We start from the raw sequence: 12,242 nt of genomic DNA, 5'->3' as shown, positions 1-12,242 counted from the left end.
TGACCCCTACCAGCCTATGAAATGTTTTTATATGAATTTACTAAAAAGTTGTTATAAATCGCTTGAAAAAGTCAATTTGCTTTTTTCTTGTAAAGAAGATTGCTTTTTATTATTTAATACTAAAGATAACTTATCTACTGCTTCCTGCTGCATATCCGGTAATACATGTGAATACAAATCTAGAGTTATTGTTATAGAGCTGTGGCCTAGTCTTTCACTTACAACTTTGGGGTGCACTCCAGCCAGAAGCAATAATGTAGCGTGAGTATGTCTCAACCCGTGAAAGGTAAGCTCCGGAAAACCATACTTTTTAACAAGTTTTACAAATCTGCTGCATACATAATGGGGATCTATAACTCTTCCATCTGGCCAAGCACATACATATTCGTCATCTTTATAATCCTTTCCTAAAACAATCTTATTTAATCTATGGATATTTTTTTGATGTCTTAATTCCTTCACAGTTTCATCCATTAACTTAATATTTCTCTTAGATCTCTTAGTTTTAGGTGCTTTCAATTCAATTTCATTTTCGCTATCTCTTTTCAAAGTATGTTTTACATATAGATTTTTTCTCTCCAAGTCAATTGAATCCCATTTTAATGCACATACCTCGCCCTCACGCATTCCTGTCTGTAAAGCTATAAGAACCGGTAAATAAATAGATTCGTTTTTTATTGCTTCTAAAAAAGCAGAGGAAGTTTCAGCGTCCCAAACTTTTATTTCATAATCTTTAGGTTGTGGCGGTTTTACATTATCGGTTGGATTATTATGCAGCATTTGCATTAATGGTGTTGCAAAATTCCTTATATCTTTTTAGTGTGGATGGAGCAACATTAACAGAAGGGTAGGCATCAAACCAGTATTCAAGGTATTCTTTTAATGTCATTTCCTCTGTTTCAAAATACTGATCCTTTGATACTTTAAGTTCAAGTTCCATCATGGCAGTTTTGGCTGACTCTTTGGACTTAAATCCTCCTTTTGATTTTTGCTTTAAATTACCTGTGATTGGATCACGTCCTAAGCAAACTACATACTCCCAACCTTTTCCGCGTTTTCTTAAGTGTCCCACAAAAATTCCTCCTTTTATTTTGCAAAAAATAAAAACCTAATGCATAAAAATGCCTAGGTTTCGTGGAATTGAAACTTAAGTGGGTTTCTTGTGATAAATATATCAGAACTATTTTATATTTTCAAGAAAGTAGTATGGTGTTTTATAAACATTGGTTTAGTGAAGGAATAGTGTTGATATTGTAAGAATACTAAAAGAATTCTGAGTTGACCATCTTTGGTTCGTTGTATATGAAAATTATTCACTATTTATTTCTTAATGCAGATATAAATATATTATTTACCACTCCATTAATATTTACCTCAAACTCATAAACAGGTTGATAAATGTTTAGTGTAAAATATAAATACAAAGAGTTGCAGAAATAAAATACAAATAAAAAAATGGAAAAAAGTCATTGCCAACATCCTCAAAATAAACTACCCTTTAGTTGACGAGGCTAAAGGGGGTAGAAAGGAATGTTAACAATGACTCAAGTTAAGAATATCAAAAAGCTGTACTATAGTAAAGGGAAAAAAGTAAACGAAATTGTTAAAATTACTGGGCATAATTATAGAACAGTAATAAAATATCTTGAAAAAGCTGATTTTAATCAAAGTTTAGGTAAACAAGAAGGAGATAAAAGAGGAGGGCCTAAAAAGATTGAACCCGTAATACCAATAATTAATAGGTGGTTAGAGGAAGATAAGACGGCTCCAGTTAAACAAAGACATACTGCTAAGAGAATTTATACAAGATTAAAATAAGAATATAAAGAACTTCTTAATGTAAGTTATAGAACAATAGCAGATTATGTTGCAAAGAGGAAGAAAGAAATTTACAAAGATGAAGAAGGATATATTCCCCTTGAACATCCTATGGGTGAAGCACAAGTTGATTTTGGGCAGGCTGTGTTCTATGAAAAAGGAAAACAAATTGAAGGACATTATTTAAATATGACTTTTCCATACAGCAATGGCGGTTATACTCAGATTTTTAAGGGAGAAAATCAAGAATGTCTTTTAGAAGGAATGAAAAAGATTTTTGAATACATAGGCCATGTTCCATACAAAATATGGTTTGATAATCTTTCGGCTGCAGTAATATTAGGTAAAAATAGAGAGAGAAACTTAGTTGAACAATTTGAGAGATTTGCTCTGCATTATGGATTTGAAGCTAATTTTTGCAATCCCAATAGCGGACACGAAAAGGGGAATGTTGAAAATAAAGTAGGATACCATAGAAGAAATTTGTTTGTTCCTATTCCACATTTTGAAAATATTGATGAATACAATAAGGAATTACTTAAGCTTTCGGACATTGATATGGAAAGAGGACACTATAAAAAAGGAGAAATGATTTTAAAGCTACTTGAAGAAGAAAAAGAATTTATGTTTAAGCTACCTGAAAAGGAATTTGAGGTAGGCAGAATAAAAACTGCAATAACAGACAAGTATGGGAAGGCAGAGTTTGAAACTAATCTTTATTCAACATCGCCAGTTTATTCAGGTGAAGAAGTAATTGTAAAAGCGACAGCTGACAAAGTGATAATAATGAATAAGGAATTTAAAACAATAGTAACTCATGAAAGAATTTATGATAAGTATAAAGAGTCGATGAAGTGGTATCCTTACCTTGAAGCTCTATCAAGAAGGCCTAAAGCAATAAAATATACAAAATTTTTTAACGAGTTACCTAATATTTGGAAGGACTATATAGATAGCCAAGATTATGAAGGTAAAAAACGAAGTATTAAAGCACTTATGAAAATGATAGAAGGAGATGAATAATTAGGAATAAAAAATGCAACAAAGGCTATAGAAGAAACATTAAATAATGGGGTTAAAGACATAGACAGTATTATTGCAACTTACTATCGAATTAAGAATGCGGGAAATGTTGCAATAAATGAAATAAATCTTAATGACAATATCCCAGACATTAAAGAATATCGATCAGACATCGACATATATGATAGCCTGTACAAAAGGCAGGTGTCTGCAATATGAACGAAGAAATAGTAAATAACATAAGAAATTACTGCAAAGAGCTTAAACTTGGGACAAATATTGTTAGAAGTATAGGAACTATACAAGCTGACAGTCATGAAGAATTTCTTGCTAAAGTGCTTGAAATAGAAATAAAGCATAGAGAAGCTACAAGAAAAAATAGATACCTTAAACAGGCAGGATTCGATGTCATTAAGACCTTTGAAAACTACAAATTTGAGCATATTGAAATACCGATTAGTCTAACAATAGATGCACTTAAAAGTGCAGAATTTGTGAATAAGAAAGAGAATTTAATACTATATGGACCAGTAGGCACAGGTAAGACACATCTTGCAGTAGCGGTTGGAGTAGCTGCTTGCATGAACAATATGAAGGTTAAGTTCTTTAGAACAGCTGCACTTGTTAACGAACTAATAGATGCAAAAAATAATGGGACATTGAAAAAATTATTAAAACAGATAGACCAGGTAGACCTATTGATATGCGATGAATGGGGATACATTCCAATTGACATTGAAGGGGCTAAACTATTATACCAGGTTATAGCAGGATGCTATGAGAAGAAGAGCATAATATTAACTACAAACCTTGAATTCAGTAAATGGAACAGCATCTTTTTCGATGAAAAGCTAACAAACGCAATACTTGATAGGATGGTCCATCACAGTCATTTACTAATATTTGACGGCCCCAGCTGGAGGCTCCAGAATTCATTAATGAAATACAATTAATTTACAATTATGGTAATGCGGATGTTGCAAAGATTTTTTTCAAAAGTTTGTATTTAATTATTGCATAACACACAGTTGGTCGGAAAGCTACAATCACAAAAGATTGTAGCTTTTTAAATTGCTTTGAAAACCACTAGCTATGCCAGTGGTTTTCAAAGCAATGTAAAAGTAAAAAACAAAATTATTATTTTTTTGTCTTTTTACTTGGATGTAAACTTTTGGGATTTGAAAGCACTTTTTTTAACGGGCCTCTAATTATTGTATCAGCTAAATCGGAAAATCGCATTGGAATAAAGGGAGAAAAGTATTGAACCCCAAAGTTATCCATTTTGACAAGGATAACAAGAAATAAATACAATCCGGATAACAGGCCGAAAAAACCAAATGTTTGTGCAAGAATTAATAAAGGGAATCGAATAAACCTTATTGTTAATGTCATTTGATAATTTGGAATTATAAAAGTTGAAATAACAGTTATAGCAACAATAAAAAGAGTTATGTCACTTACAAGACTTGCCTTAGTAGCAGACTGTCCTATAACTATACCGCCCACAATAGCTAGAGTAGTTCCTATTGGGTTAGGCAGCCTTAGTCCGCCTTCACGTAAAATTTCAACAGCTAAATCCATTGCAAAAATTTCAAGGAAAGGAGGCAAGGGGATATTTTGTCTTGAGGAAATAACTACTGAAATCAATTTATATGGAAAAAGCTCAGGATTATGTATAAGCAGGGTTAAGTAAATGGGTTCTAAAATAATAACAGTTATTATGGAAATAAGCCTAAGTAACCTTGAAAAGCTGGAGATAATTGAATTATCAGTATAATCTTCACTACCTTGAAAAAACTCTATAAAAGTTGCTGGAATAATTAATGCACTGGAGGTTTCGGCAATAAATATAGCGGCTTTGCCCTGAACTAAATCAGACATAGTTTTGTCTGGTAGTTCAGTAGTTTTAGCCATTGGGAATATATCACAGGGTTTATCATCGAATAATTGTTCTAACATTCCAGATGAAGATAATATTGGGGTTGAAATAGTTGATAATTTAGATTTTATGTTGCTTAAAACTAAAGGATCAATTATGCCATCTATATATGTTAATGCAACCTCAGTATTTGTTTTGTCACCCATAGTATATTTTTCAATCTTAAAATTAGGATTTTTAAGCTTTCTTTGAAGCATTGTTAAATTAAGATCAATATTTTCTACAAAGCTTTCTCTTGAACCGAAAATACTCTTTTCAGTAGTTGACTCAGTGATGTTTCTATATTTAGCACTTGTAACATTGCAAATAATTGCTTTATCCACATTATCCAATAATATAGCACATTTACCATTCATAATTTCAGAACAAATATTCTTCATAGAAGTGCTAACAGTAACTTCAGATGAATATATTTTCTTTTCAATTAATTCCTCTACAAGAGTGTTATTATTACTCGATAAATAGATATTAGTATTTAACAAAGGTTTTAATACTATTTCCTGTACATCGTTTTTATCAGCAATACCAGAAATATACAAAATATTACAGCCTATATTTTCAGGTATAATAAGTCTTCTGTTTATAAAATTAGCATTGGATGGAAGTTTAGATGAGATATTTTTAATATTATTATAAATATTAGTATTAAGTATATCAGCATTCATATCCAATCACTCCTATTGTATCAGTCTTCCTATATCTTTAACTGTCATATTTACATTTACATTTATTTTAGCACTATTAAATTTATTCTTAACAAAGGTTTCCTTATCTTTACCTAATTTGGCTAATGCATATTTTTCAATATCAAAAACATCTATATTAAAGTCACCTTGGTATTTTTTTATGATATCTTTTAATTTTGCTTCTAATTCTTCTGAATACAAAGTTTGAATATTATCTATAGTTTTTTTATCTAATTTTTTAAATATATTTTCATCCAGCTCTTTTAATGTTGCTTTCATATTAATTTTAATGTCATAAGTAATTTTACCATCATCAATATAAGCTGTTACCTTTCTTTTGCTTTTGCATAGTATATCAGTTGAACCCAATGGTGTATTTGATTTAAAAGTTAAATATCCAACTGAATTATAGTTCCTTAAAATATTTATATATTTCACATCATCTGCAGGAATTATTAAAACCATTTTATTATTTTCGAATACTGCTATGCTGGTTAATCTTACAGTATCTTTATATTTTTCTATATAGGGAACCATTATTCTTCTTCCTGCCTGAAATTTCATATTAAAGAGATCTTTAATATTTACATCCCACTGAGTAAAATTAGTCTCGAAGGAAGTATCTATTAAATCTTCTATCTCTTCGGATACAGTAGAGGCTTCATTAGGTTCCATGTCTAATATATCTTTAGCTTTTCCCTTACATACTGCTATAGCAGTATTTAAATTTCTGTCTTGGTCTCTTAAAAAAACATCAATTATATCTTGAATGCCTAATTTTGCCCTATCTTCACCTATTAGAAGAAGTCTTGCTGTTCCAGTAATAAGGGATTTTTTTGTTCCAAGAAGTCTCTTGTTGTATATATCGAATATTGACCTGCCCTCCTCTGTTATAGCTGATTTAGAAATTTTATTTTGGTCTTTAAATACGAGAAACTCATAAGTAATAGAAAAAGTAGCGTTGTCCACAACATCATTGCCAATTCCAGATAGAACAGAAGTTGTATCTATAGGAGCTTTTTTGTAGCACCCTGTCAGTAACATAGTATATAAAATAACTGTTAAAAGTTTTAAAAATTTCATTTTACCACACCTCTTCTCATAAAGCTGAAAAACAAGGAAATGGTTAACCATAGCAATGAAAATATTACAAAGTAAGGTAATATTTTATCTATAGCTTCAGATCTGTTATATTCAGGAATAAAAAAACATGAAATAGCAGCAGTTACTGTACAGCCTAGGATACAGCATTTGTTATAAGAGATATTTAAAACCTTTGTCATAGTATAAGAAGCTCCAAAAGCCATTGAAGATATAGTTTGAAAAATTTTATTTCCCCATAAAAATAAAAAAAGCGGTTCAAAATCTGATATAACAGGGAATTCAGCTGATGATACAAGATATAAAAATGGATATTGGAGTTTTGAAGTTAGTTTAAAGCCGCAATAATTTATTACAAGAAGTACTACAACAGTGTATATAAAAATAGTCATTGAACTGCCTGCAGAAGAAAATAGTTTAATTTTTTTCTTATCGCTGATAAAAGGTATAATTAATAAGGAAATTTCGACACCAGAGTAAGAAAATAAGGCGGTTGGCATAGCAGCAAATATGGATTTATAATCGCTTATGATCGGTAATAAATTCACCCTATTTCCTTTGTTAATAAAGTAAAAAGGTATAAGTATAATAAAAAGTGTTAGCGGAAATAGAAACTCAGAAATTCTTCCCAAGTTAGTGGAACCTTCATTTATGGTTAAATAAACAAGAAAAACAGTAATAATAATTATTAAATAAGGAGATAGAAATTTTGTTGTAGAGAAAACTAAAATATTTATGAAACCAGAAAGTGTAAAAATTGCAATCAATGAAAAGTAAGTAAAAAATATAAAAATAAACAGAATGGATAATATCTTACCGTATAACTGGGTATTTAACTCAACAAAATTAATATAATTCATATTTTTATAAATTGTACATGCTGCCAATGTAACATATAAAGGGTAAATTCCGCATAATAATACTGAAATCCAGCCAGACTGTTTAGCTATATTACTTACAGCGTAGGGTAAAGAAATCAGCCCCACTCCAATCATTGAACCTTGAATTATATACATGTATTGAAAACGGGTAATTTTATTAGAGTATTCTTTCATATAATCACCTTTTAGTTTTGAAAAAAGTTAAAATATAATTTAGATTAATTATATATTGTTACTTTATTCCTGAAATTATACAAATGGATATGCGAGAGAATATAAAGTTATATTTGGTATATTGATACTATTCATGTATTCCTTGAAGTTAAGTATTGCTTTTATTTATAATCTATAATATAATACTGATATAGTAATGCGATAACGGTATCCGTTATCAGGTTATCTTGAAGGCTTGTTGTAAAGCAGATCAGATAAAAAGTTGAATCATTATAATACATTCTAAGAAAGGAGGATTTAGGTTTGAAAAAAGTAAATAAACTAGAAAATCAAAATAGAGTAAACTGGCTGACCTTTTTAAAAGACGTTTTAATCTGTTCCTTGGGAGCTTATGGAGGGCCTGAGGCACATTACGGTGTTTTTACTGACCAAATGGTGGTAAAGAAAAAGTATTTAACGGAAGAAGAACTAATTGAACTTATTGCTTTGTGTGGCATTTTACCAGGTCCAAGTAGTACACAAACTTTAGTTGCCATTGGTTACAAAATGGGAGGACCGATACTTGCATTTCTTACAATGCTTGTATGGGCTTTACCGGTACTTACATTAATGACTTTACTTTCGTTTTTATATCAATTTCTGGAGGGAATGAATCTATCTTTTGATGGACTCCGTTATATAGGGCCTATGGCAGTTGGCTTTATTATTGTAGCGGCATATACAATTGGCCGTAAGGTAGTAAAAGACAAGATAACAGTAGCATTATTGATATTTGGAGCCATAACTACCTACTTTATTCGTGAACCCTGGATTTTCCCCTTGGTTCTTATAATTGGTGGAATAGTGAGTATCATCACTTCAAAAGAAGAGGAGCTTTGGAATCCTGTAAAATTGAATCCGCCATGGAGGTATCTAATAGCTTTTGCAGTATTTGCTATAGGTGGTATGGCACTTGCATCTATTAGCGGCAATAAAATTATTCATCTATTTGAAAGTTTTTACCGATATGGTTACTTGGTTATAGGCGGAGGTCAGGTAGTTGTACCGCTTATGTATAGTGAGTTAGTAGAAGTGAATCAGTTTATGACAAATCAGGAGTTTTTGACTGGTTATGGGCTGGTACAAGGATTGCCGGGACCGATGTTCAGTTTTAGCGCCTACGCAGGTGGGATGGCATCCAGAGGCGGCAATGTGCTCCATCAGATTATGGGAGCTGTTGCAGGGGGCATAGGAATCTTTTTACCGGGGATTCTATTAATTTACTTTGTATACCCTGTATGGGAAAACCTAAAGAAGATTAGAGGTATAAAGGTTTCTTTGAAAGGTATTACTGCCGCTGCAGGTGGTCTAATTATCACAGCCGCAGTAATTCTGATGCAAAAGAGCGGATTTGCAATTGATAATTTTATAGTCATAATTATCACCACAGCACTGCTATTTACAAAAAAGGTTCCGGCTCCATTAATTGTAGTGCTGGTTCTTATTGCAGGATTTATTATATAAAACACAAGAAGCGTAAATTATTTCTATATTAAAGCACCCAGAGAATCCTCTTAGGGTGCTTTGTGTTGCAGGCTTAAATAAGTGAAGGATTACTCATTAATCTCATCAAATAATTCCTTGGCTTTTGCTCTGGCTTCTTTCAGGATCTCTTCCCCGAGCTCAGTAATTGAATAATATTTTCTTATTTTTCCCTCTACATTCTTTTCGTCTACTTTAAGGACACCACTGTTCTCTAAATTGTGAAGTATAGGATATAGGGTACCGGCACTAATTTCATATCCATGCTCTTTAAGTTCATCTATCATCCAAACGCCATAAAAAGGTTTCTTCTTAGCGTGATGTAGTATGTGAATATGAATAAATCCTAAAAATAGTTTACGCAATATTTGTTCTTGCATTTGCATACCTCCTGTGCTATTCTTAGTATAATAGTTATATCGAAACACGATATGAGAATCACACATATATCTGCAGTTAATGATATTATTTTATCAATGGGAAGATACTATGGTCAAGGAGTTTTAGTCTAAGGAAGGGACACGGATGTGAAAAGAAATATAGAGTGTAATATATTACCAGACATGTTACAGGTAACGTTTTAATATTTAGAATTATTGCAGCTAAGTTACGAGTATTACAAAGAAATAGAGATTTTGATGAGGAAATTCAAAGAAGATTATATGATAAAATAAATAATGAACTTACTGAAGAGCAGAGTAAGGATATATACTATAATCATGGAAAGAGGAAAATAACTGGCGTACTATGAGCGCCAGTTTTTTTATAATATTGACAAAGAATTTGGATGGATGGGAAATTTGTAAATCATGATGAAGCAAAAATTCATGTTTTATCAACATGTTGTTCATTATGGAAGTAGTTTCTTTGAGGGGATTAGGGCGTATAAAATTTACAAAAGAGGAGATAAAGCAAGCAGTTATTGATACGATAAAAGAAAATCAATTTCAGGAGGCTTATATAAGACCGGTTGTTTTTAGAGGATATAATGTACTCGGTGTAGATCCTACTAAGTGCCCAGTTAATGTAGTGATTGCAGCATGGGAATGGTCACCATTGTTAGGGGATTCAGCAGTTATAAATGGAATCAATGCAAAGATTTCAAGTTGGTCTGGATTGGCACCAAATACAATGCCTGCATTGTCAAAGGCTGGTGGAAACTATTTATCCTCACAACTTATTAGGATGGAAGCATTGGCGAATGGATATGATGAAGGGCTGGCCCTAAATTCACAAGGTTTATTAAGTGAAGGAAGTGGAGAAAATATTTTTTTGATAAAGGATAAAGTAATATATACTCCATCCATAGCTTCATCTGCACTATCAGGGATTACAAGAGACACTGTGATAAAAATATGTAAGTTAAAAGGTTACGAAATTGTCGAGAATAGTATTCCTAGAGAATTATTATATATAGCTGATGAGGTTTTCATTGTGGGAACTGCGGCAGAGATAACACCTTTAAAGACTATAGACAAGATTAGTATTGGTGATGGAAACTTTAGAATTACAAGAGAAATACAAAGTATGTACACAAAGAGACTATCCGGTAAAAGAAATATTTTATGGGATACCATAAGTGTGCCCAGAAAATTTGGATGCAGAAAAACTGCAGTGGACAAGTCTCAGCCTGATGAAAAGCGGGAAGTAGCAGGGAATGAGTTGGTATAAATAGGAAATACAGCTGAAGCAAAAGATGTTTGGAACTTTTTTGAAGAAGTTGATGAAGGGGAAAATAATTAGTACCGGCAGTAAATATATTATTAAAATAATGTTGACAAAACCGCTAGGATAACTTATATTATTATTGTGATTATAATAAAAATGCTGTGATAAGAAATAGTAGCATAGGCTAAACTGACAGAGAGAAGTTCTATTAGCTGAAAGGGACTTTGAGTGTAAACTATGTGAATGCGTCTTTGAGCACTGCTTCGAAAATTAAGTAGACGGCAGCGTGTACGCACGTTAAAGCGTTAGGGTATGGATGTACCTGAATCAATGAGATAACATGACACTTTAGTCTTGTTAATTAGAGTGGAACCGCGGAATATAACTTCTGCCTCTAAATTTTAGAGGTAGGAGTTTTTTGATTTTGGTGCAATTGCCCATTTTTATCCTATGACATAAATCAAAAACATTGTATAAAAAAGTTAGGGGGAGGCGGTAATGAAAAACAGTGCAATGTGAAGGTTATGATTATAAAAATTACTTAAAAGTGAAGAAAATATCAAAAATGTATTTGAACAGAATAGTAATAAATAATAAAAAGGAGAGATTAGAATGAAAAAAAGAAATATATTCATAAGTGCTGTATTAGCTATAACTTTAGTGGCAGGTTTTGCTGGCTGTGCCTCAAAAAATAATCAATTAAATAATGAAAGTACGCAGACTGCAACTAACTTGTTAGAAACCATAAAAAGCCAAGGAAAAATCCTAATAGGAACAGAAGGAACCTATGCGCCATTTACCTTTCATGATAATGATGGCAAGCTGACCGGCTTCGACGTAGAAATAGCGGAGGAAGTTGCAAAGCGCCTTGGGGTTAAAGCTGAGTTTGTTGAAACAAAGTGGGATGGAATGTTTGCCGGTCTTGATGCAAAGAGATTTGATATGATTGTAAATCAAGTTGGAATAAGGCCTGACAGACAAGAAAAGTATGACTTTTCAAACCCATATATCACTTCAAGAGCAGTACTTGTAGTTGTCAAGGATAACATTGATATTACAAAGTTTGAAGATTTAAAAGGCAAAAAGGCTGCACAATCATTGACAAGTAACTATGCTGATATTGCTAAAGAAAATGGGGCGGAAATAGTAGCAGCAGAAGGCTTTAATCAAGCAATAGATCTACTGCTGGCCGGAAGAGCAGATGCCACTATAAATGACAGTTTATCTTACTACGATTTACTAAAGCAAAAACCCGATGTGGGGGTTAAAATAGCTGCAGAGCGGAGTGATGCTAGCTCAAGTGGAATAATGTTCAGAAAAGGCAACAAAGAATTAGTGGATGCGGTTAACAAGGCTCTGGATGACATGAAGGCAGACGGAACTTATGAAACTATTTCAAAGAAGTGGTTTGGTGTTGATGTTTCAAAATAG

At 32.2% G+C, this 12,242-nt stretch carries 10 protein-coding genes, 1 pseudogene and 1 other annotated feature; of the genes and pseudogenes, 5 read left to right on the top strand and 6 right to left on the bottom strand.

Features of this window, described 5'->3' with window-relative positions; genetic code table 11:
* Positions 1–51: 51 nt before the first annotated feature.
* Both FHY60_RS13960 and FHY60_RS18140 read right to left on the bottom strand, forming a co-directional pair.
* Complete coding sequence (locus FHY60_RS13960; RefSeq protein ID WP_207671430.1) at positions 52–780, bottom strand: site-specific integrase; 729 nt, start codon at positions 778–780, stop codon at positions 52–54.
* On the bottom strand, positions 770–1,072 hold the full coding sequence (locus FHY60_RS18140) for an Arm DNA-binding domain-containing protein (RefSeq protein WP_207671429.1): 303 nt from the start codon (positions 1,070–1,072) through the stop codon (positions 770–772). The genes FHY60_RS13960 and FHY60_RS18140 overlap by 11 nt, the downstream gene beginning before the upstream one ends.
* Positions 1,073–1,530: 458 nt before the next feature.
* Between FHY60_RS18140 and istA the strand changes: the two are divergent.
* Positions 1,531–3,060: pseudogene (istA, locus tag FHY60_RS13955) on the top strand (IS21 family transposase).
* Positions 3,057–3,794: an IS21-like element helper ATPase IstB gene (gene istB, locus FHY60_RS13950; RefSeq protein WP_139905598.1), complete on the top strand. Its 738-nt coding sequence runs from the start codon at positions 3,057–3,059 to the stop codon at positions 3,792–3,794. Before istA ends, istB begins: the two are co-directional and overlap by 4 nt.
* 184 nt (positions 3,795–3,978) lie before the next feature.
* Here the strand turns inward: istB and FHY60_RS13945 are convergent, their stop codons facing one another.
* From FHY60_RS13945 to FHY60_RS13935, 3 genes are read right to left on the bottom strand one after another with little or no spacing between them, the layout of a single operon-like run.
* A complete protein-coding gene (locus tag FHY60_RS13945) occupies positions 3,979–5,445 on the bottom strand; it encodes a spore germination protein (RefSeq protein ID WP_139905597.1) in 1,467 nt (488 codons plus the stop codon).
* 12 nt (positions 5,446–5,457) lie between these two features.
* Positions 5,458–6,549, bottom strand: a complete 1,092-nt coding sequence (locus tag FHY60_RS13940; protein ID WP_163215793.1) for a Ger(x)C family spore germination protein — start codon at positions 6,547–6,549, stop codon at positions 5,458–5,460.
* Positions 6,546–7,622 (bottom strand): GerAB/ArcD/ProY family transporter, encoded by a 1,077-nt coding sequence (locus tag FHY60_RS13935; RefSeq protein WP_139905595.1) that lies wholly within the window; start codon positions 7,620–7,622, stop codon positions 6,546–6,548. The genes FHY60_RS13940 and FHY60_RS13935 overlap by 4 nt, the downstream gene beginning before the upstream one ends.
* Before the next feature lie 303 nt (positions 7,623–7,925).
* Between FHY60_RS13935 and chrA the strand changes: the two genes are divergently transcribed.
* Entirely contained in the window at positions 7,926–9,125 is a 1,200-nt protein-coding gene (chrA, locus tag FHY60_RS13930; protein ID WP_139905594.1) for a chromate efflux transporter, read from the top strand.
* Between the two features lie 89 nt (positions 9,126–9,214).
* Here chrA and FHY60_RS13925 read toward each other — a convergent pair whose 3' ends face one another.
* Positions 9,215–9,523, bottom strand: coding sequence for a PadR family transcriptional regulator (locus FHY60_RS13925; protein WP_139905593.1), 309 nt, complete (start codon positions 9,521–9,523; stop codon positions 9,215–9,217).
* 472 nt (positions 9,524–9,995) lie between these two features.
* On the opposite strand from FHY60_RS13925, the gene ilvE reads away from it, so the two are divergent.
* Together ilvE and FHY60_RS13915 are read left to right on the top strand one after the other, a co-directional pair.
* Positions 9,996–10,814 (top strand): branched-chain-amino-acid transaminase, encoded by an 819-nt coding sequence (ilvE, locus tag FHY60_RS13920; protein WP_207671428.1) that lies wholly within the window; start codon positions 9,996–9,998, stop codon positions 10,812–10,814.
* A 149-nt stretch (positions 10,815–10,963) separates the two neighbouring features.
* Positions 10,964–11,210: a binding site (T-box leader), on the top strand.
* 213 nt (positions 11,211–11,423) lie between these two features.
* Positions 11,424–12,242: an amino acid ABC transporter substrate-binding protein gene (locus FHY60_RS13915; protein ID WP_139905592.1), complete on the top strand. Its 819-nt coding sequence runs from the start codon at positions 11,424–11,426 to the stop codon at positions 12,240–12,242.

The sequence above is a fragment of the Clostridium thermarum genome (assembly GCF_006351925.1).
Taxonomy (GTDB): Bacteria; Bacillota; Clostridia; order Clostridiales; family Clostridiaceae; genus Clostridium_AU; species Clostridium_AU thermarum.
The sequence above is the reverse complement of the archived record's forward strand: the minus strand, read 5'-3'. Positions and strand labels throughout refer to the sequence as shown.